We start from the raw sequence: 21,606 nt of genomic DNA, 5'->3' as shown, positions 1-21,606 counted from the left end.
TTTGCCGCGCAGCCCGGGCCCTGACCGGGTGCCGGGAGCGCGCCCCGGCCCCCGGCGCGCTCAGCCGCGGATGAAGGCCAGCAGGTCGGCGTTGATCACCTCGGCCTGGGTGGTCGGCATGCCGTGCGGGAACCCCGGATAGGTCTTCAGCGTGCCGTTGCGCAGTAGCTTCGCCGAGAGTACGCCGGAATTCTCGTAGGGCACGATCTGGTCGTCGTCGCCATGCATCACCAGCACCGGGATGTCGATGCGCTTCAGGTCATCGCTGAAGTCGGTCTGGGAAAAGGCCACGATCCCATCGTAGTGGGCCTTGGCGCCGCCCATCATGCCCTGCCGCCACCAGTTGCGGACGATCCCTTCCGAGGGCTGCGCCCCGGGACGGTTGTAGCCATAGAACGGGCCGGCGGGAATGTCCTGGTAGAACTGCGCGCGATTGGCCGCGAGCTGCGCCTGGAGATCGTCGAAGACGCTCTTCGGCAGGCCGCCCGGATTGCCCTCGGTCTTCACCATCAGCGGCGGTACCGCGCTGATGATCGCCGCCTTCGGCACCGGGTCGTCGGGATAGCGGGCGATGTAGTGGACGACCTCGCCGCCGCCGGTGGAATGGCCGACATGGATCGCCCCGCGCACCCCGAGGCGCTCGACCACCGCCGCCACGTCGTCGGCGTAGTGGTCCATGTCATGGCCGTCCCAGACCTGGCTGGAGCGACCGTGGCCACGGCGATCGTGGGCCACTACGCGAAAGCCCTCGGCGAGGAAGAACAGCATCTGCGCATCCCAGTCGTCGGAACTCAGTGGCCAGCCATGATGGAAGTAGATCACCTGGGCGTCGCGCGGCCCCCAGTCCTTGTAGAAGAGTTCGACGCCATCCTTCGTTGTCACGTAACCCATGTCGCTTCTCCCGATCGGTGTGGATGCAGGCAACGGCGCCACCCTGCGGCCGCCGTCCCCTGTGTAGAGTAGAAAGCCGCCTGCGTTGCGCCGCCTGGACGAGGAAAACGCGACCGGCGGTAGCGCCCATGCGGCCTGGCGAACCCGTCGATGGAGGCGAGTTCGTCGCCCGGTCGTGAAACCACCCTAGGCTTGAAGTAGGCTTGAAGGTCAACGCGTTTCGAGGTGCGACATGAAAATCGGCGAACTGGCCAAGCTCACCGGCCTGGCGACATCGCGCATCCGCTTCTACGAGGCCAGCGGCCTGATCCGCTCGCAGCGCAAGGCCAACGGCTACCGCGACTATGCGGCAGACACCGTGTGGATCCTGGAGCTGGTCACCGGCGCCCAGGGTGCCGGCTTCTCCCTGGAGGAGATCGCTCGCCTGCTGCCGAGCGGCGACGGCGCCTGGCAGCACGGCGAGCTGCTCGAAGGCTTGCGCCGCAAGGTGGCCGAGATCGAGGCCCTGCAACGACGCCTGGAACAGAACAAGGCGCAATTGCTGGTGGCCATCGAAAGCATCGAGAACAAGCCGGACGGCCTGCAGTGCACGGAAAACACCCAGCGCGTGCTGGAGCGCCTGCGCGAGGAAGGCCCTCCACAGACGGTCGGGCGTCCACGGCAAACCCGCTCGCGGGGGTCCTCTCCCACGCCGGCGGAGCAGCGGCTTTCCGACGCTTGACCTTGAAGTCGACTTGAATCTTAGAGTGACGCCAACCCACCCGGACAGCCTGCCGAAACCGGCTGCCGACGGGATCACTCACCGAGGAAGGTCAACGCAATGACCACGCGCATCCTGCACGTCGTCACCAACGTCGCCCACTATGCCGATCCGACCCAGCCCACCGGGCTGTGGCTGTCGGAGTTGACCCATGCCTACGAGATCTTCGCCGCTCGGGGCTACCAGCAACGCCTGGTCAGCCCACGCGGCGGCGAGTCGCCGCTGGAGCCGCGCGCCCTCGGCTGGCCCCACGCCGACGCCAGCGCCAAGGCCTGGCTGGCCGACGAGACGCGCCTGGCGCTGCTGGCCGACACTGCCGCTCCCGAGCAGGTCGACGCGGAGGCGTTCGACGCCATCTATTTCACCGGCGGCCACGGCGTGATGTGGGACTTCCCCGACGACGCCGGGCTGCAGCACCTGACCCGCGAGATCTACCAGCGCGGCGGCATCGTCTCGTCGGTCTGCCACGGCTATTGCGGCCTGCTCAACACACGCCTGGACGATGGCCGCCTGCTGGTCGCCGGGCGCCGCCTCACCGGCTACTCCTGGATCGAGGAAGTGCTCGCCGGGGTCGCCCGCAAGGTGCCGTACAACGTCGAGGAAGAAATGAAACGACGCGGCGCGCTCTACGAAAGAAGCCTGCTGCCGTTCACCAGCAAGGTGGTGGTCGACGGCCGCCTGGTCACCGGGCAGAACCCGCAGTCGGCCAAGGCCACGGCCGAGCAGGTGGCCGCCCTGCTCGGCTGAACGCGGCGTGTCAGTCCTGCGCGCGCCTCATCTGGAAGTCATGGCGCCGCTTGCCGATGAAGAACGATTCTGCATCGTCCCGTCGGCCAGGGGCCGCAGGATCGTCGCAGTGCTGGTCGTGTGGTAGGGGTCGAACTCGTCGAAGGGCGACCTGACATGGATGGAGCTGCCATCGACCGGTTCCGCCTTGCGGGCTTCGCGACGCGGCGGCCTACGCCAGCGGCTTGAGCATGAGGAAGTTGCGCACGCTGTAGTAACCCTGCGAATCCTGCCAGTCGAGAGCGGCCAGGTTCTGCATGCCGGCCTCCCACGGCTGGTTGTCGAACAGCGCTTCCACCGTGCGCTGGTTGCCGAAGGCACAGAAGAAATGCCGGAACCAGTGCAGGCGCGCGTCCAGCGGCTCGGCGCGGATCGCCCGCTCGATGCTCGGGAACAGCCCGGCCGGCAGCGGCGGCGCCTTGCCCTCGGCGCCGCGCAGGCCGAGGTTGCCGATATGCACCTCGAAACGCCGCTCGCCGATCTCCCAGGTCTCCACCATCACCTGGTCCTCCTCGGCCTGGCCCCAGAGCGCGGAAAGCAGCACGTGGAAAGAGTTGGAGGCGAAGTTACGCAACGCGTCCTGCAAGCCGTCCTCGCCGCTGCCGATGCCGGCGAAGGCTTCCTGCAACTGGCGCTCGTCCTCCAGCAGCACGTCGACATCCAGCCGTCCGGTCTTCTCCCCCGCATACCAGGTGGCGCGGATCGCCGGTAGCCGCCCGGCTGGCGCCACCCATTCGCCGTGCACGACGCACTCGATCCGGTGGGATTCGAACAGAGCAGCCAGATGCTGCGAGACGGAGACCGCTTCCATGGGTTGTCCTTGCATGGTCGAGGGCGCGCCGCCGAGGCGCTGCCCGGAAAGCCCGGCGAGGCTGGGCGAAACGCGGCATAGGGTAGCGCAGATCGGCACTCGCGGCGCGACCTCCCGTTCGGCGCCTGCCCAGGTCGCCGCACGCCAGCCGACTAGACTGGCGGGGTCGACCCCGCCCGTGGAGACCTCGCCATGAACAGCAAGAACACCATCTGCCTCTGGTACGACAGCGCCGCCCTGGAGGCCGCGACCTTCTACGCCGAGACGTTTCCCGACAGCGCCGTGCTGGCTGTCCATCGCGCGCCCGGCGATTACCCTTCCGGCAAGGAGGGCGACGTACTGACGGTGGAGTTCCGGGTGATGGGCATTCCCTGCCTCGGGCTCAACGGCGGCCCGGCCTTCCGCCACAGCGAAGCGTTCTCCTTCCAGGTCGCCACCGACGACCAGGCCGAGACCGACCGCCTGTGGAACGCTATCGTCGACAATGGCGGCGAGGAAAGCGCCTGCGGCTGGTGCCGTGACAAGTGGGGCATCTCCTGGCAGATCACCCCGCGCGTACTCAGCGAAGCCATCGCCAGCCCCGACCGCGCGGCGGCCAGGCGCGCCTTCGAGGCGATGATGACGATGGGCAGGATCGATATCGCCACCATAGAGAAGGCCTTCAAGGGCTGAACGCCCCAACGCCTTGCAAAGGAGTCACGAAATGGATCGATTCACCGGCGGCTGCCTCTGCGGCAAGGTCCGCCTGGTGGCGAGCGGCCGCCCCTACCGGGTCGGGCTCTGCCACTGCCTCGACTGCCGCAAGCACCACGGCGCGCTATTCCACGCTTCGGCGATCTTTCCCGAGGAGGCGGTGAGCATAGAAGGCGAGACCCGCGACTATGCCGGGCGTTTCTTCTGTCCGCAGTGCGGCTCCTCGGTATTCTCACGCAGCGCCGACGAGATCGAGGTCAGCCTCGGCGCCCTCGACGCTCCCGACCGGTTCCAGCCCACCTACGAACTCTGGACCGTCCGCCGCGAGGGCTGGTTGCCGGCGTTTCCGCTGGCACGGCACTATGAAAGGGATCGCGAAGGCGACGGACGCAGCGAAGAGTGACGTTGTTCCAGCAGGAGAAGGGAGGCAGCATGGACGAACTGTTCGAAGAGCACCTGGAGATCGCCAAGGCGCTCTTCGCGCAGCGCTTGCCGTACTGGTGCGATGTCTTTCTGCGCCCGGCCGACCAGGCTTTCAACGCCTACCTGAATGCCCGCGGCCAGGCCTCCACCTACCTGGTGCTCGAAGGCTTCGATCCGGTCTATATTCCTCGCGGCTGCGACCTCGACGCCGTGCGCGCGACCGCCAGGGCCAGGGCTCGATTGAGGGAAGCGGGGCTGGGCGAAGACGCGCTGCCCGTACTGCTCTGAGCGCAGGCCGCCAGTATCGCGGAAGCGTCTGCTGGCAATTCCTCCCACCGCACTGTCCGCCAACGGAAGGCTACATGACCCGCCCCTACCTGCTCCGTCTCGCCGCCGGCCTGGCGCTGCTCCTGCCGGCCGCCTGCACGTCCCCTGCCCCGCCAGCACCGAACCTGACCGCACTGTTCGCCGACGCCCTGCACTGCCGCGGCGACTTCCCCGACGGCCGCGACCGCGCAACCGCCGAGCGCCTGCGCGCCGAGGGCGTCGAAGCGCTGGATCGCGCGCCCGGCGAGACCCTCGACCTGCTCTACCGCTTCGCCACCCCGCTGCGCATCGACGGCAGCCTGGTGAACGCGGTGCGGGTACACGGCGACAGCGGTGTGCTGGTGATGGCCTACGCCGAGGGCGACCTCGAAGACTTCGCCCGGCGCCAGGGCGCGACGCCGCACCCGGCGGAACGCGCCGCGCTGGATGGTTTCGGCGAGCTGGAGGTGCTCTACAGCCGGCCGCTGTCGCCGCGTCCCGGCCTCGACGAAAGCCCGCCGCGCCTGGTGATCGGGCGCGGGATCGAGGCGGCGGCGCAGGCGTTCCGCTGGGGCTGCCGGAGCTACGACGGCTGAACCCCGGGCAGGCCTTGATCGAGGACAGCCAGAGCGTGCTCCGACTCTGCTAGGCTCGCCTTTCCAGCTTCGATGAGGTCACACCCGGATGGCCAACGAATCCCCCGTACCCCAAGCGGTCGACAGCCCGATCACCCGCAGCGCGATCTTCCTCGTCGCGACCCTGGCGCCAGGCGAGGAACCCGCCGCCACCGTGCGCGCCCTGTGCGGCGACATCGCGGCGCTGGTGCGCTCGGTCGGCAAGCGCGTGCCGGGCGGCGACCTGTCCTGCGTGACCGGCTTCGGCGCCGCCGCCTGGGAACGCCTGTTCGGCTCGCCGCGCCCGGCGTCGCTGCACGCTTTCCGCGAGATCGGCAGCGGCGAGCGGGTCGCCGTGTCCACCCCGGGCGACCTGCTGCTGCACATCCGCGCCGAACAGATGGACCTCTGCTTCGAACTGGCGACCCAGTTGCTCGGCCGGCTCGGCACAGCGGTCAAGGTGGTCGACGAGGTCCACGGCTTCCGCTACTTCGACATGCGCAGCATGGTCGGCTTCGTCGACGGCACCGAGAACCCGACCGGTCGCGACGTCGCCCGCCATACCCTGGTCGGTGACGAGGACCCGGACTTCGCCGGCGGCAGCTACGTACTGGTACAGAAGTACCTGCACGACATGGCCGGCTGGAACGGCCTGACCACCGAGGCGCAGGAGCGCATCATCGGCCGCACCAAGCTGTCCGACATCGAGCTGGACGAAGCGCTCAAGCCGAGTTGCTCGCATAGCTCCCTGACCACCCTGGTCAAGGACGGCGAGGAAGTGAAGATCCTCCGCGACAACATGCCCTTCGGCCGTCCCGGCTCCGGCGAGTTCGGCACCTACTTCATCGGCTACGCGCGCTCGCCGCAGCCACTGGAGGAAATGCTCGAGAACATGTTCGTCGGCCGTCCAGCGGGCAACTACGACCGCCTGCTGGACTACAGCAGGGCGGTGACCGGCAGCCTGTTCTTCGTACCTTCCGCCGACCTGCTGGAGGCACTGGCCGACAAGGCACCGTAGGCGGCGGGTGCCGCTCTCTCCGCCGGCATGCGGCGGCGCCTGCGCCAAGTGCCAGCGGGCGGCGCGGATTCCCTGCGGAGCATGGGTGGAACGAGGGTGCGCCCGAGCCGGGCAGAGGAAAGGCCACCCGCGCAGCGCACGCCTGACTGGCAGGTTTCGTCGCCTCCGGCGAGGTCAGGGTTGGAGACATGGCCCTCGGGGCAATATGCTGTGGCCACGACACACGCTGTGAGCGACTATCGATGCCAGGGACTGCACTGTTCGAAAAGCCACGCTGGTTGCGCGACCTCCTGCGCTTCCTGCCCCTCAAGAGTCAATTCGTCCTCTCCGGGAACATCCGCGACCTGCAAGCCTGCGAAGTGGTGCCGGGTACGGTCACCGCGCAGAGCTTCAACCAGACCCTCTGCGACGTCCTGCTGGACGCCGGCTACGCCCAGGTGCTGGCCTGGGATCCGCTGGCCGGGTTCCGCGTGCTCGGCCGGCCGGGCAGCGAGGCGGGGGCCACTCCGCAGGTGCTTCTCGACCTCGGCCTGACCCCGGTGGACGGCGCCGCGCCGGCCGGCATCGACCTGCTCGGCGCGACCCTGCAACGCCTGGTCAACCGTAGCGGCGAGCCGATCGCCCTGATCGTCGACTTCGCCTCGCGCCTGGCGGTGCGCAACGACGCCCTGAGCGCCGCCGAGCACCAGTTGTTCACCCAGGCCCTGGTGCTCTCCCACCAGGCCCGCAGCCGTCCCGCCGGGGAACAGCGCAAACCGTTCTTCAACAGCGTACTGTGGGTGGTGGAAAAGGAAGGCGACCTGCCCGACTGGCTGCTGGTGGACAACCCGCGCCTGCGCCATATCCCGGTGTCGAAGCCCGACCAGCCGGCGCGCCGGGCCCTGGCCCCGGCGCTGCTCCGCGGGCTCGGCGGAGCGGGCGTCGCCGAGGAGGCCCTGCAACAGGCCGCCGCAACCTTCGTCGAGAACACCGAAGGCCTGCTGCTCCTCGATCTCAACGCCATCGTCCAGTTGGCGCGCGTGGAAGGCCTGGCCATGGAACGCATCGCCGACGCCGTGCGGCGCTACAAGGTCGGCGTCACCGAAGACCCCTGGCTGAAGATCGACCGCCAGCGCATCCGCCAGGCCGACGAGATCGTCCGCCGCCGGGTCAAGGGCCAGCAGCACGCGGTGACCCACATGCTGGACATCGTCAAGCGCGCGATGACCGGGGTCGGCGCCAGCCGCAAGGGCAACCGCCCGCGCGGCGTGGCCTTCCTCGCCGGGCCCACCGGGGTCGGCAAGACCGAGCTGGCGAAGACCGTCACCAGCCTGCTGTTCGGCGACGAGAGCGCCTACATCCGCTTCGACATGTCCGAGTTCAGCGCCGAGCATGCCGACCAGCGCCTGATCGGCGCGCCGCCCGGCTACGTCGGCTACGACGTCGGCGGCGAACTGACCAACGCGATCCGCGAAAAACCCTTCAGCGTGGTGCTCTTCGACGAGATCGAGAAAGCCCACCCCCGGATCCTCGACAAGTTCCTGCAGATCCTCGACGACGGCGTGCTCACCTCCGGACGCGGCGATCGCGTGTACTTCTCCGAGGCGCTGATCGTGTTCACCTCGAACCTGGGCATCTACCGCCAGGGGGAAAACGGCGAACGGGTCGCCAACGTGCTCCCCGGCGAGCCCTTCGAGGCGGTGCAGGGCAAGGTCCACGGCGAGATCGAGCGCTACTTCAAGCTGGTTCTCAACCGCCCGGAAATCCTCAACCGGATCGGCGAGAACATCATCGTCTTCGACTTCATCCGCGCCGACGTCGCCGAGCAGATCTTCACCCAGATGGTCGACGGCACCTTCGCCGACCTCCGCGAGCAGCGCCTCGTCATCGAACTGGCCGAGGCGCCGCGCCAGGCGCTGCACGACCTCTGCCTGGGCGACCTGTCCAACGGCGGCCGCGGCATCCGCAACCAGCTCGAAGCGCGCCTGCTCAACCCGTTGTCGCGGGCACTGTTCGACCAGGACGCGCAGCCGGGCGAGCGCTTCCTGATCAGCGCCCTGGACGCCGACGGCCTGACCCTGGAACGCCGCTGAGATGGAACTGAGCCTGTCGCGGGTGCATTTCCCGGTGACCACCCTGGGCCCGGGACGGCGCCTGGGCATCTGGTTCCAGGGCTGTAGCATCCGCTGCCCCGGCTGCATCTCCGCCGATACCTGGGGGCCGGGACGGCGGCGCATCGCCCTGGCACGCCTGCTCGCCGACATCCAGCCATGGCTAGAGCAGGCCGAGGGCATCACCGTCTCCGGCGGCGAACCCTTCGAGCAGTTCGCTGCCCTCCTCGCCCTGCTCGGCGAACTGCGCCAGCGCAGCCGCGCCGACATCCTGGTCTACAGCGGCTACCCGCTGGAGCATCTGCACGCGCAACTGGAACAGGCCGCCGGGCTGATCGACGCGCTGATCAGCGACCCCTACCAACAGCACGCCGAACAGAGCCTGGCCCTGCGCGGCAGCGACAACCAGCGCCTGAGCCTGCTCACCGAACTCGGCCGCGCGCGCCTCGGCGGCTACCAGCGGCCACTGCGCGAAGACGACAAGGCCCTCGACCTGATGTTCGACCATGACGGCAGCGTGTGGATGGCCGGCATCCCGCGCCGCGACGACCTGCTGCGGCTACAGGACCTGCTGCGCGACCAGGGCCACCAACTTAGCGTCAGCGCCCACCGGCCGCGCTGAATGGATCGATACCGATGATACGTTTCTGCCCCAACTGCCAGAGCGAACGCTCGCTTTCGGAAATCTTCTGCGAAGGCTCGATCCAGGGCCAGCCCTGCGGCTGGGACCTTTCCGCCGAAGCCATCCATCCCGCCGGCTGGCGACCGCAACCGGTGCTGACCCAGGAAGCCATCGCGCCGCCCGCCAGCGAGCCGCCAACGGCGTCCGCCCCGCTCTGCGCCAACGGCCACCCGCTGCAACCCGGCGACCTGATGTGCCTGGAGTGCGGTGCCGCGCCGGCCGAAGGCCCGCTGCCGATGCAGGCCGAGGCCACGCCGCAGCCCGCCGTCACGGAAACCCTGATCGACGGCTGGCGTCTGCTGCGGCAGATCGCCAGCAGCGACGGCGTGCGCGAGCGCTACCTGGCCGAACATGCGGAAAGCGCCCGCCAGGCGGTGCTCACCCTGTATCGCCCGGGCGCCGAGCCGGACCCGGCGATCTACGACGTGATCCGCCGCCTGCCGCGCGAACACGTGCCGGAAATCCTCGCCACCGGCCGCTGGGACGAGCGCGCCTACGAAGTGGTCGAGGAACTCACCGGCGGCAGCCTCGCCGAGCTCGGCACCGTGCTGGAGGACCGCGAGGCGGTGCGCCACGTGGTCCGCGAGCTGGGCCACGCCCTGCACGTGTTCAACGAAGCCGGCCTGCGCCACCGCGACCTGCGCCCGGCCAGCCTGCTGGTGCGCAGCCACGAGCCGCTGGACCTGGTGATCAGCGGCTTCGGCTCGGCACGCCTGTCGGAGTTCGACCTGGATATCGTCTCGCCGCTGGAGACCAGCCGCTACATGGCCCCCGAGGCGATCGCCGGCGGCGTGGCGGCGGCTTCCGACTGGTGGAGCCTGGGCATGATCCTGCTGGAGCAGTTGACCCGCGGCGCCTGCTTCGAAGGAGTCAACGCCAACGCCTTCCTGATCCACGTGCTGGCCAACGGCGTGGCGCTGCCCGACGACCTCGACCCGCAGTTGCACCTGCTGCTGCGCGGCCTGCTTGCACGCGACCGCCACCAGCGCTGGCAGTGGCCGCAGGTACAGGCCTGGCTGAACGGCGAGGCGGTGGACGCGCCGGCCTCGGCGGACAGCGAAAAGGACGACGCCGAAGGCGCCAGCATCGCCCTCGGCGCCCGGCGCTTCCGCAAGCCGACGGTCTTCGCCCTGGCCGCGGCCCAGGCCGAGCACTGGGCGGAGGCCCTCGACCACCTGCTGCGCGGGGCGATCGTCACCTGGGCCGAGCACATCGGCCTGTCGCCCAGGCTGCTCGCCGGCCTGCGCCAGGTGGCCCAGCACGAGGGGCTGGAGGACGACTTCCGGCTGATGCTGGCGCTCAAGCTGCTGAACCCGGAAATCCCGCTGATCCAGCGCGGCGAGATCGTCACCCCCGGCTGGCTGCTGGAGCATCCGCTGGAGGGCTACCGGCTGATCAGCGGCTCGGTGCCCGACCTGCTCGAACAGTTGCACACCGAAAGCTGGCTGTCGCGGCTCAAGACCCGCGCCGAGAACGTCCGCCAGCGCGCCCTGCACCAGCACATCGAACTCGCCGAAGAACAGTTGCGCATCTACCTGCTGTCGACCTCGCGGGCGCGCCTCGCAGCGCAGTGGCAGGAGCGCCAGCGCCTCCTGCCGGACACCGAGCACCCCGGCCTGCTGGCCCTGGCCGAGCGCCGGGTGATCGCCGAGGAAGACCTGATCGTCCTGCTCAGCGCCAACATCGGCCAGTTCCGTGCCGCCGAGGCGATCGTCGAGGAAGCCGCCGGCCTGGCCCGCGACGCCGATGTGCACCTGTTCGACGCGGAGACCGCGCGCGGCCTGTTGCAGCACTCGCGGCAGGAGCTGTACCGCCGCGTCGACGAACGCATCAGCGGCTTCGCCCGCAGCGGCGTGCCCAGGGTCGACGAATGGGCCGAGCAGTTCCGCCTGGAGCGGCGCATGCCGTTGGCGAGGGTCCTGGTGCTGCTGGCGATCCCGCCGGAACAGTGGCTGGAACCGCAGAAGCAGCAGTACGTGTCGCAGATCCTCGATTTCTTCGAGAAGAAAGTGGTCGCCGCGGTGATGCGCGGGCCGCTGGTGCGCATGAGCATCGGCAAGAGCACCCCACGCATCGACCTCAACGAACTGCACAGCGCGCGACGCCCCGCCGCCGCCCTGCTCGACCATCTGCTGCAACGCAACGCCCGCGCGGTGAGCCTCGACCCGGACAGCTTCCTCGCCAACCCGCAACTGGAAGTGCGGCTCAACGCGCTGTCCCGGCAAAGCTCGCTGTACAAGCGTGACACCGGCATCGACGGCCTCTACCTGGGCTTCCCCTTCCTGCTCAACCGCGACCCGCGCGGCACCACCCGCACGCGCATCGTGCCGCTGCTGTTGTGGCCGCTGAAGCTGCAACTGGAAGTCGGCAGCCGCGGCCAGGTGGCGCTGGCCTTCGACGGCGAGCGCGAGGAAGTGCGCCTCAACCCGGCCCTGGAAAGCCTGCTCGGCCCCGAGCCGTGCAAGCGCTGGCGCAAGGTCGCCGACGAATTGCTCGGCCGCTCCGCGCTGCGCGCCGCCGATGTGATGGATGCCTTCGGCCTGCTCGCCACGCCGCGTGCTAGGGTCCTGGAAGGATTGCCACCGAGTTCCACCGAGGTCACGCCCTACCAGGACCAACTGGCCTGCGCCGCGGTGCTGTTCCACGTCACCTTCATGGGCCAGGCGATCGGCGAGGACCTGCGCCAGCTGAAGAGCCTGCCGCCCTCCGGCACCGGCCTGGAGACCGCGCTGCGCCTGCGCGAGAACGGCGAGCCGGAAGCCCGCGAGAGCCCGCCGGAGTTGCAGCGCTACTTCACCGTGGCCAGCGACCCGTCCCAGGAGGCCGCCGTGCTGCAGGCCCGGCAGAGCCCGGGGCTGCTGGTGGAGGGCCCGCCCGGCACCGGCAAGAGCCAGACCATCGTCAACATGGTCGCCGACGCCATCGGCCGCCAGCGCAGCCTGCTGATCGTCTGCCAGAAGCACGCCGCCCTGGAAGTGGTGCACAAGCGCCTGGTGGCCGAGGGCCTGGGCCAGCGCATCGTCATGCTCAACGACGTCAACCGCGACCGCGAACCGGTGATCCGCAACATCCGCGAGCAGCTCGAAGCGCTGTTCGCCGACGCCGGCGGCACACAGGGCTGGGAGCGCCAGCGCGAGCGCCTGGCGGCGCGTATCGAGGCGCTGGAAGGCGAACTGGACCGCTACCACCAGAGCCTGCACCGCGTGGACGAGGCCACCGGGCTGAGCTACCGGCGCCTGCTCGGCGAACTGATCGAGCTGGAGAAAGGCTCGCCGCCGCTGGACTTCCCGGCCCTGCGCCAGCGCCTGGCGGCGCTGGACATCGGCAGCCTGGCGCGCCTGGAGGAAAACTGCGCGCCGCTGGTCCGCCTCTGGCTACCGGCCCGCTACGAAGGCAGCCCGCTGGCGCAACTGCGCGCCTTCGCCACCGACCAGGCCACCCTGCAAGCCTTCGCCGACAGCCTGCGCGCCTTCGGCGAAGCGGAGAACGCCCGGCAGAAAGCCCTCGACGAACACCCGGCGAGCTTCGAGGTCGACGACCCGACGCCCTACCGCGCCTGGCTGGCAAGCCAGGTCGGTACCCTGCTGAATTTGCGCGAGGAGCAGCGCCAGCGCCTGGCCCACTGGCTGCCGCTGTTCCGCGACGCCGCACCAGGACAGCCGAGCCGTGGCGACGGCCTGTTGGCGGAGGCCGAGCAGATCGAACGGCAACTGCGCCAGCTCGACCTCGAACGGCATGCGCCGCTGCTGTCGCCGGCCCTCGCCATGCTCGAAGAGAACAACCTCGAACGCTTCCAGGCCCACGCCCGCCAGGTGCTCGAGGCACGCACCTGGCTGGCTCGGCTCAACCCGCTGCGCCTGCTGCGGCGCGGCCGCCTGCGGCGCTTCCTGCGCGAGCACGGCGAGGCCGACGACGACAGCCGCCTGGCCGCCCTCCTCGGCGCCTGCGACCTGGAGCGCCAGTGGCGGCCGCTGCGCCGGCAACTGGCGGCGCTGCAACAGAGCCTGGGGCTGGCGACAGTCGCCACCGATGCCGGTCCGGAACTGACCGGCCTGGCCGGCCACGCCAGCCAGCAGCTACGCGAGATCCAGACCCTGGCTCGTGGCCTGGCCCAAGCGCCGCGCGCCGAGCAGCTCGACGCGGTGATCCTCACCGGCGAGAAACAGCGCTTCGAAGCGCTGCTCGGCGACCTCGACGCCGCGCTGATCCGCCAGGCCGCACGCCAGCTCAGCCTGGACAAACTGAAGGTGCTCGCCGACTGGCTCGGCGACGAACTGCTGGAACAGCTGCACCGCGCCATCGCCGGCAACCAGAGCAACCTGCCGGCCCTCGGCCGCCTGCGCGAGGCGCTACCGCAACTGGTCGCCTACCAGCGCTTCCGTGGCCGCGCCGGCCAGCTCGAAGCCACCGAGCTGGAATTCCTGGCCCTGCTGCGCCAGCGCCAGGAACGACTCGACGCGATTCCCGCCGAAGCACTCGAAGCCACGGTGCGCCGCATGCTCAATCGCGAAGCGCGGCTGGGCTGGAAGCAGCGCCTGGAACAAGACAATCCGGAACTGCTGTTCAGCCAGGACGAAGCCAGGGCCAGGGTCGCCAGCCTCGCCGAAGCCGATGTGCAGATGCGCGCGCTGAACCGCGAACTGCTCGGCAAGGGCATCGACGCCGCGCGCCTGGGCAGCCGCAAGCAGTGGGAAGACGTCACCCGCCTGACCGGCAAGCGCTCGCGGCGCCTGCGCGAGTTCATCGAGCTGGGCGCCGAACTCGGCCTGATGAGCCTGCGCCCGGTCTGGCTGATGAACCCCGACCTGGCCAGCCGCGTGCTGCCGCTCAAGGCCGGGCTGTTCGACATGGTGATCTACGACGAAGCCTCGCAGATGCCGGTGGAGTTCGCCCTGCCGACCCTCTATCGCGGGCGGGTCACGGTGGTCAGCGGCGACGAGAAGCAGATGCCGCCGACCGCGTTCTTCTCCAGCCGCGTGGAAAGCGACGAGGCCGAACTGTTCGACGGCGAAGCGCCCGACGAGGACGCCGACGAGGAGCAGCGCGAAGCCTACGAGGACACCTGGAACCGCCGCGAGATCAAGGACTGCCCGGACCTCCTGCAACTGGCGCGCAACGCCCTGCCCAGCACCACCCTGCAGATCCACTACCGCTCGGCCTACCGCGAGCTGATCGGCTTCTCCAACGCCTCGTTCTACGGCAACCGCCTGAGCGTGCCGGTACGCCATCCGCAGGCCAACATCCTGCGCATCAAGCCGCTGGAACTGATCCAGGTGAACGGCCTGTACCAGAACCAGAGCAACGAGCGCGAGGCCGAGCGAGTCGTCGACTACCTCGCCGAACTCTGGCGCCAACCCTACGCGGCGCGGCCGTCGGTGGGCGTGGTCACCTTCAACCGCAAGCAGGCCGACCTCATCGAGGAGCGCCTGGAACTGCGCGCCGAGCAGGACGAGACGTTCCGCGCCGCCTACAGCGAGGAGCGCGAGCGCAGCGAAGACGGCGAGGACATGGGCGTGTTCGTGAAGAACGTGGAGAACGTGCAGGGCGACGAGCGCGACGTGATCGTCTTCTCCTCCACCTTCGGCCGCAACGGCCAGGGCAGCTTCCGGCGCAACTTCGGCGTGCTCGGGCAGACCGGCGGCGAGCGCCGCCTCAACGTGGCGGTGACCCGCGCGCGGCGCAAGGTGGTGATGATCACCTCGATGCCGATCGGCGACATCTCCGACATGCTCGGCACCCAGCGCTCGCCGAGCAGCCCGCGCGACTACCTGCAAGGCTACCTGGAATACGCCCGCGCACTGTCCGCCGGCGAATTCGCCGGCACCGGCCAGCTGCTCGAGCGCCTGCACACCGACCGCAGCGACCAGCGCCGCCAGCACTACCAGCGGCACGATGGCTTCAGCGAGATCGTCGGCGAGTATATCCGCTCGCTGGGCTGGTCCGCCGCGCCCGCCAGCGAAGGCGACGCCTTCGGCCTCGACTTCGCCATCGAGAACCCGGCCACCGGCCTCTACGCCATCGGCATCGAATGCGACGCCCCCTGCCACCCGCTGCTGGAACGCGCCCGCGCCCGAGAAATCTGGCGCCCCTCGGTGCTGCGGCGGGCGATCCCGTACCTCCACCGGGTTTCCTCCCAGGGCTGGTACCACGACGGCGACAACGAACGCGCACGGCTGCGCGCCGCCATCGAGAAGGCCCTGGCGCCCAGCGCGGAAACCCATCCCACGGCAGCAGCGGAGGCCTCCCAATGAGCGGACCGAAAGTCGTACGAATCGTCACCCGGGAAGAAGCCATCGCCACCTGCGAGCGCGACCTGCAACGCCTGGACAAGGCCCTCGCGCGCTGGGAAAACCAGGCCAGCCGGCTCGCCCAGCTCAGTGACGCCGAGCGCGCCGCCGCCCACGCCCGCCGCGCCAGCCTGCACGCCCTGCTCGAACAGGAACGCTGGCTGGACGTGCAACTACAGGTGAAGATCGAAAGCGAATTCCTCAAGCGCGACCTCGCCGAACGCGAAGAGCGCGCCATCCGCCAGGCCGCGGAAACGCGCCAGCAACACCGCCGCCTCCAGGAAAACGCCAGCGCCCTGCTCCAGGCCCTCGACGCCAGGCCCGATGCCGCCAGCGCGGCACTCCGGCAAACCCTGCATACGCTGGCCGACGGCGTCCTCCGCGACGACGCGGAAGCCCTGCTCGCCCAAGGCTTCGCCGCCCTCGCCAGCGCCCCCGCCGAAGAACGCCTCAGCGAAGCCCAGCGCGAACTCGCCCAGCGCCTGAAGACCGACGAAACGCCCATGTCCCTGGAACAGTGGCGCGCCCGCCAGCAACAGGACGCCCCGCGCGAACAGCGCCTGGCGCGCATCGACCGGCACATCGCCGAACTGCAACTGCTGCAAGGCGAGGCCAGCGCCCAAGCGTTCCTCGAGCGACTGGCACGCGCCGAAGCCGAACAGCAGCCGGAGCGCCGCAACCTGCTGCTCGACAGTCTGGTCCTCGACCTCGCCCAGGCCGCCCGCGAACACCAGCAGCAACGCCAGCGCCTGGAACACCTGCAAGACCTCGCCAGCGAAGTCGCCGCCCTGGGCGCCGCCGAACACGCCGAACTGCTCCAACGCGCCGCCGCCTGCCAGCCCGACAGCGATCCGCAGCAACTCGCCGAACTCACCGAGCGATGCAACGCCATCCTCACCGCCCACCTCCAGCAACAGGCCGCCCTCGCCCGCCGCCAGGCCGTGCTCCAGGGCCTCGCCAGCCTCGGCTACGAAGTCCGCGAAGGCATGGCCACCGCCTGGGCGCAGACCGGCAGGGTCGTCCTGCGCAAACCCGCCACCCCCGGCTACGGCCTGGAAGTCGGCGGCAAGGCCGACAACGGCCGCCTGCAACTGCGCGCCGTCGCCCTCAACGCCAACCGCGACAGCCAGCGCGACCGCGACATCGAAACCCTCTGGTGCGGCGAATTCCAACGCCTCCAGGCCCTGCTCGCCGCCCAGGGCGGCGAACTCAGCGTGGAACGCGCGCTGGGAGTGGGAGAAGTGGCGTTGAAGGAGATTGGCGAGGAGGAGCAGCGGGAGATGGGGGTGGCGCGGCAGAGGGGGTTGTGAAGGGGCCGGCTGGCGCCTCGGCAAGCGGGCAGTCCATCGTTTGACCCCTGGATGCCCCCTCGCTACCCTGCCGGCCAGGTGCTGAACACACCTTCTCTAGGCGGTTAGCCGCTCCCGAAAGCCAAGCGGTTTTTTACCTACACAGGAAAAAATCATGGCTACCCAGAAATCCCCTCTTTCGAATTCTCGACTTCTAAAGATCGGCTACCAGCTCTATGAAAGCCGTCATAGCGATTGGGAACGTCGCGGCAAACCACGGCAAATTCCCTACCTGCGCTTGAGTGGCGATTGGCTGGAGGCTGCGGGCTTTGAGGTTGGCTGCAAGGTGAGCATTCAGGTCACCAGGCGGCGCCTTGTCATGCACGTGGTTGAGGATTGAGGCCAAGCGCCCCTCGGGCAGAGGGTATCTGTTCAGGGGGCGCTGGTTTCGCTGTGAACCTTCATCCCATTCCTGCCGCATCTCGCCCTGCGCTCGCACGCCAGGCCTCGTAGGAAAACGTCGCTCAGACACCGCTGTCTCCTCGAGCTGAAGCCAGCATGGGAGAGCAAGCTCAGCAGGGAGCGAACTCCTGGACCGCAGGAAGCAGCAAAAAACCTATTGGTGGCTGACGATTCGCCGGGAGCATGTCCTACAGCTTGTAGCCATCCCTATCCCATGAAGAATCCCTACGATCTTTCTCCCTTCGTCTGAAGGAAGTATGGTGGCGGGCAATGGCGTCGCAGACGCCCGAGGCCCCGCCTCGCCGCCAGCCCGAAAAGATTCCTGGATATCGCCGTGACAAACGCATCGCCCCCCTCCTCCCTGGTAGACGTCGGCCAGCTCGCCGCCGCCCTCGAACGTTTCGCCGCCGAGCGCAACTGGGCCCAGTTCCACTCGCCGAAGAACCTGGTCATGGCCCTGACCGGCGAGGTTGGCGAACTCAGCGAGATCTTCCAATGGATGGACGAGGAGCAGTCGAAAGACGCCGCACGCCATCCCGACACCGCCCAGGCGGTGCAGGACGAACTGGCCGACGTACTCATGTACCTGGTGCGCCTGGCCTCGGTCCTCGGCGTCGACCTGGATGCCGCCGCCCGGCAGAAGCTGGAGCAGAACAACCGGAAATACCCGGTAGAAAAAGCCCGGAATAGCAGCAAGAAATACGACCAGTTCTGAAGAAAGGCCATATCAGGGAAGATCGACGTGATCGTTTACGAAGCGACCAAGAAGCAGTTCCTGCAAGACAGCGACAACGACGATATCGAAGAGGTGATCCTCCAGCATTTCAAGGCGGTCACCGGCAAAAGCGTCGGCAACTCGGAAATCAACTCGTGGAAAGGCTCCCTCGGCTACATGGCCAAGGTGCTGCGCGACGAGGAAGTGCCCGACGACACTGGCCTGGCCATCGAGCTGCATATCCCCCAGACCTCCAAGCGCATCGACATCACCCTCACTGGGCGCGATGAGTCGGGAGCCAAGAACGCGGTGCTGGTCGAACTGAAGCAGTGGAGCAAGGCCAGCGCCACCGGCAAGGACGCCATCGTCCGCACCACCCTGGGCAATGGCCTGCGCGAGGTCGTCCACCCCTCCTACCAGGCCTGGTCCTACGCCACCCTGCTGGAGGGTTTCAACGAGGCGGTCTACGAAGCAAGCATTTCCGTCCGCCCCTGCGCCTACTTGCACAACTACCCGCGCGACGGTGTGATCGACTCCCCGCACTACCGCGACTACATGGAAAAGGCCCCGCTGTTCCTCAAGGGCAAGGACGAACTGGCGCGCCTGCGCAGCTTCATCAAGCAGCACATCAGGACCGGCGACGCCAAGGAAGTGCTCTACGAACTGGCCAACGGCCGGATCCGCCCGTCCAAGGCCCTGGCCGACTCGCTCAAGGGCCTGCTCGCCGCCCAACCGGAGTTCGTACTGATCGACGACCAGAAGGAAATCTACGAGTCCGCCATCGCCGCGGCCAGGTCAGCCTCCGAGACGCATCCCCGTGTACTGATCATCGAGGGCGGCCCGGGCACCGGCAAGACGGTGGTCGCGATCAACCTGCTGGTCCACCTCACCGGGCTCGGCCTGGTCGGCAAGTACGTGTCCAAGAACGCCGCGCCACGCAAGGTCTACGAATCCAGGCTGGTGGGTTCCATCACCCGTAGCCGCTTCTCCCACATGTTCACTGGCTCCGGCGGCTTCATCGATACCGAGCCCAACACCTTCGACATGCTGATCGTCGACGAGGCCCACCGCCTGAACGAGAAGAGCGGGCTCTACGGCAACCTCGGCGAGAACCAGATCAAGGAACTGATCGAAGCCTCCAAGTGCGCCATCTTCTTCATCGACGAAGACCAACGCGTCACCCTCAGCGACATCGGCAGCAAGCAGGCCATCCGCGAGTTCGCCAAGGCGAAAGGCGCCACGATCGAGGAATACAGCCTCGCCTCGCAGTTCCGCTGCAATGGCTCGGACGGCTACCTCGCCTGGCTCGACGACGTGCTCGACATCCGCCCGACCGCCAACCAGCAACTCGACGCCAGCCAGTACGACTTCAAGGTCTTCGACACCCCCGAGGCCCTGCACGCCGCCATCGCCGCCCGGAACCAGAACAACAAGGCCCGCGTCGTGGCCGGCTACTGCTGGCCATGGCGCAGCAAGAAGGATCCCCGGCAACAGGACATCGTCATCGGCGACTACCAGCGCCAATGGAACCTCGACCAGGACGGCAGCCTCTGGATCATCGCCGAGAACTCCATCGAACAGGTCGGCTGCATCCACACCTGCCAGGGCCTGGAGGTCGACTACATCGGCGTCATCATCGGGCCTGACCTGATCGTCCGCGACGGCAAGATCATCACCGCCCCCGAACAACGCGACCGCCACGACAAGTCCATCCGCGGCTACAAGAAACTGATGAAGGAAAACCCGGAACTGGCGCGCAAGGAGACCGACCTGATCATCAAGAACACCTACCGGACGCTGATGACCCGGGGGATGAAGGGGTGCTACGTGTTTTGTACGGATGAGGAGACGGCGAGGTATTTTCGGGGGCGTGGCGGGAGGTAGGACAGCTTCCAGGGTATCGTGGACGCTTCATGCAAAGAGATGGGAATGAGGAATTTTAATATTCTACCCCTTGTACCCCATGCGCTTATTTTGTGGATTCCCATAGATGTCCATGAACACTGGCGGAACGCCTACACCCTAGCAAATACGCGATATACAGGCTAAATTAGCGTCCATCACGATCCACGAGCATCCACCGACAGCCAAGCGATTCGGTGGGGTAAAAGTGGGGTAAAAATCTATGACTCCTGAATCAGGCAAGGGGTAGGACATGGCCAAACTGACAGCCAAGCAACTGGAGGCTCTCACCACTGCCGACGACGGCAGGATCATCCGAGAGGACGGAGGCCTAGTCGCCAAAGTCCGTGCCGGCGTGCGTGGCGTGACAGTGCAGTTCCGCTACGAATTCAAGCAGGATGGAATGAAGCGCGACCAAAGCCTGGGCAGTTGGCCGAAGAAATCACTAGCGCAGATTCGCGCCGAGCGCGACGAAGTGAAAGCGATAGCCGCCAAAGGGATCGACCCCACTGCAGCCCGCAAGGCCGCCAAGATCGAAGCCCAGGCAGCGATCGCTGCCACCATTGCTGAAGCCGAGCGCCAGGCAGCCGAGAACAAGACCATCGCCGACCTCTTTGAGGAATGGATGCGCGACGGCGTATCACGCCAGGACGGTAACGCGGAACTACGTCGCAGCTTCACCAAGGACGTGCTACCGCTCATTGGCAAGAAACCCCTGCGTGCCTTGACCGAAAAAGACCTGCTCAACGTGCTTCGCTCGGTCAAAGCCCGCGGCCTGAACCGTACCGTGGTGATCCGCAGCAAGGATATCGGCCAGATGCTGCGCTGGGCAGAGAAACGTAAGCCCTGGCGCACCCTCATGGCTGACGGCAATCCGGCCGATCTGGTAGACGTCAACAAACTGCTGGACCACGATTACGAGGAACAACGCGACCGCCTGCTATCCCCTGAGGAAATCCATGAGCTACGTGACATCTTCGCCAAGCTTGAGGGCGACTACGACGCCCTCCCCCCCGGCCAGAAATACTCCGGCATCCGGCCAGTCAATCCGCGTGTGCAATGCGCCGTCTGGATCTGCCTGAGCACCCTCTGTCGTATAGGCGAACTACTCAAATCCGAATGGCGGCATGTGGATCTGGACAAAGGCACATGGTTCATCCCTGCCGAGGCTACCAAAGGGCACAAGGGCAAGCGCCAGGATCACCACGTGTTCCTGTCACCATTCGCACTGAGCCAGTTCAAGCGCCTGAAAGAGGAAACTGGGAAAACACTATTTTGTTTCCCCAGCAAGGACGAAAACAGCCATGTCGACACTAAGACAGTCAGCAAGCTGATTGGTGACCGGCAGTGCCGCTTTAAAAATCGCAGCAAGCCGCTTACCGGCCGCCACCATGACGACTCACTTGTGCTGGGTAAGGGAGCAAATGGTGAATGGACACCTCACGACTTGCGTCGTACCGGTGCCACTATGATGCAGGAGTTGGGTGTTACGCTGGACATCATCGACCGCTGCCAGAATCACTTACTGGGCGGATCCAAAGTTCGCCGGCACTACCTGCATCACGATTATGCCAAAGAAAAGACAGAGGCCTGGCGATTGCTCGGAACTCACCTTGAGACAATTCTTGGCCCCGAGCATAACGAACTGGCATCCGCCAATTAACCGCCCCCATCGCAAGTGACTTGCCCCATCAAACCGGACACCGCCCCTCCGTCAACGTGATGCTGCAGCCAGCTACCTGATCAGCCTAAATGAATGACAATTCAGCGCATTTCACGAGTAGTCATCACTGAAGAGCTTGAATGCGATGGCCAGGTTGCGCAGAGCCATCGCATGATCGGTCATGAAATGTGGCGGATGGGCCGATCACCCTCCG

At 67.4% G+C, this 21,606-nt stretch carries 17 protein-coding genes; 15 read left to right on the top strand and 2 right to left on the bottom strand.

Annotated features, from left to right (window positions below):
* Positions 1 to 60 precede the first annotated feature (60 nt).
* The gene (locus JHD77_RS03590; RefSeq protein WP_003101542.1) at positions 61 to 891 is read right to left on the bottom strand and encodes an alpha/beta fold hydrolase; all 831 of its coding nucleotides are present in this window, start codon (positions 889 to 891) and stop codon (positions 61 to 63) included.
* A gap of 232 nt (positions 892 to 1,123) precedes the next feature.
* Between JHD77_RS03590 and JHD77_RS03585 the strand changes: the two genes are divergently transcribed.
* Positions 1,124 to 1,612, top strand: a complete 489-nt coding sequence (locus JHD77_RS03585; protein WP_003090587.1) for a MerR family transcriptional regulator — start codon at positions 1,124 to 1,126, stop codon at positions 1,610 to 1,612.
* A 99-nt stretch (positions 1,613 to 1,711) separates the two neighbouring features.
* Positions 1,712 to 2,398: a type 1 glutamine amidotransferase domain-containing protein gene (locus JHD77_RS03580; RefSeq protein WP_031755804.1), complete on the top strand. Its 687-nt coding sequence runs from the start codon at positions 1,712 to 1,714 to the stop codon at positions 2,396 to 2,398.
* A 211-nt stretch (positions 2,399 to 2,609) separates the two neighbouring features.
* On the opposite strand, the gene JHD77_RS03575 is transcribed toward JHD77_RS03580, so the two are convergent.
* Positions 2,610 to 3,248, bottom strand: a complete 639-nt coding sequence (locus tag JHD77_RS03575) for a DUF6348 family protein (protein WP_003090593.1) — start codon at positions 3,246 to 3,248, stop codon at positions 2,610 to 2,612.
* Between the two features lie 192 nt (positions 3,249 to 3,440).
* Between JHD77_RS03575 and JHD77_RS03570 the strand changes: the two genes are divergently transcribed.
* From JHD77_RS03570 to JHD77_RS03510, 13 genes are all read left to right on the top strand, one after another.
* The gene (locus JHD77_RS03570) at positions 3,441 to 3,920 is read left to right on the top strand and encodes a VOC family protein (RefSeq protein WP_003114391.1); all 480 of its coding nucleotides are present in this window, start codon (positions 3,441 to 3,443) and stop codon (positions 3,918 to 3,920) included.
* 31 nt (positions 3,921 to 3,951) lie between these two features.
* Positions 3,952 to 4,344 carry a GFA family protein gene (locus tag JHD77_RS03565; protein WP_003114392.1) on the top strand — a complete coding sequence of 131 codons (393 nt, stop codon included), beginning with the start codon at positions 3,952 to 3,954 and terminating at the stop codon, positions 4,342 to 4,344.
* Positions 4,345 to 4,373: 29 nt separating this feature from the next.
* Complete coding sequence (locus JHD77_RS03560; RefSeq protein ID WP_003119461.1) at positions 4,374 to 4,652, top strand: hypothetical protein; 279 nt, start codon at positions 4,374 to 4,376, stop codon at positions 4,650 to 4,652.
* Between the two features lie 74 nt (positions 4,653 to 4,726).
* Positions 4,727 to 5,266: a hypothetical protein gene (locus tag JHD77_RS03555; protein WP_031755803.1), complete on the top strand. Its 540-nt coding sequence runs from the start codon at positions 4,727 to 4,729 to the stop codon at positions 5,264 to 5,266.
* A gap of 88 nt (positions 5,267 to 5,354) precedes the next feature.
* On the top strand, positions 5,355 to 6,302 hold the full coding sequence (locus JHD77_RS03550; protein WP_023086103.1) for a Dyp-type peroxidase: 948 nt from the start codon (positions 5,355 to 5,357) through the stop codon (positions 6,300 to 6,302).
* Between the two features lie 188 nt (positions 6,303 to 6,490).
* Positions 6,491 to 8,374 carry an AAA family ATPase gene (locus tag JHD77_RS03545; protein WP_074231242.1) on the top strand — a complete coding sequence of 628 codons (1,884 nt, stop codon included), beginning with the start codon at positions 6,491 to 6,493 and terminating at the stop codon, positions 8,372 to 8,374.
* A 1-nt stretch (position 8,375) separates the two neighbouring features.
* A complete protein-coding gene (locus JHD77_RS03540) occupies positions 8,376 to 9,014 on the top strand; it encodes a 4Fe-4S single cluster domain-containing protein (protein WP_015502759.1) in 639 nt (212 codons plus the stop codon).
* Positions 9,015 to 9,028: 14 nt separating this feature from the next.
* Positions 9,029 to 15,325: an AAA domain-containing protein gene (locus JHD77_RS03535; RefSeq protein ID WP_031755799.1), complete on the top strand. Its 6,297-nt coding sequence runs from the start codon at positions 9,029 to 9,031 to the stop codon at positions 15,323 to 15,325.
* Positions 15,322 to 16,671, top strand: coding sequence for a hypothetical protein (locus JHD77_RS03530; protein ID WP_031755797.1), 1,350 nt, complete (start codon positions 15,322 to 15,324; stop codon positions 16,669 to 16,671). Before JHD77_RS03535 ends, JHD77_RS03530 begins: the two co-directional genes overlap by 4 nt.
* 154 nt (positions 16,672 to 16,825) lie before the next feature.
* Positions 16,826 to 17,050, top strand: a complete 225-nt coding sequence (locus JHD77_RS03525) for a SymE family type I addiction module toxin (RefSeq protein WP_031652638.1) — start codon at positions 16,826 to 16,828, stop codon at positions 17,048 to 17,050.
* A 396-nt stretch (positions 17,051 to 17,446) separates the two neighbouring features.
* Entirely contained in the window at positions 17,447 to 17,827 is a 381-nt protein-coding gene (locus tag JHD77_RS03520) for a nucleotide pyrophosphohydrolase (protein ID WP_003155927.1), read from the top strand.
* Between the two features lie 27 nt (positions 17,828 to 17,854).
* Positions 17,855 to 19,711, top strand: coding sequence for a DUF2075 domain-containing protein (locus JHD77_RS03515; RefSeq protein ID WP_023122054.1), 1,857 nt, complete (start codon positions 17,855 to 17,857; stop codon positions 19,709 to 19,711).
* 271 nt (positions 19,712 to 19,982) lie between these two features.
* Positions 19,983 to 21,392 carry a tyrosine-type recombinase/integrase gene (locus JHD77_RS03510; RefSeq protein ID WP_078458442.1) on the top strand — a complete coding sequence of 470 codons (1,410 nt, stop codon included), beginning with the start codon at positions 19,983 to 19,985 and terminating at the stop codon, positions 21,390 to 21,392.
* Positions 21,393 to 21,606 lie beyond the last annotated feature (214 nt).

It is taken from the genome of Pseudomonas sp. P20, assembly GCF_016463925.1.
GTDB lineage: Bacteria > Pseudomonadota > Gammaproteobacteria > Pseudomonadales > Pseudomonadaceae > Pseudomonas > Pseudomonas aeruginosa.
The sequence above is the reverse complement of the archived record's forward strand: the minus strand, read 5'-3'. Positions and strand labels throughout refer to the sequence as shown.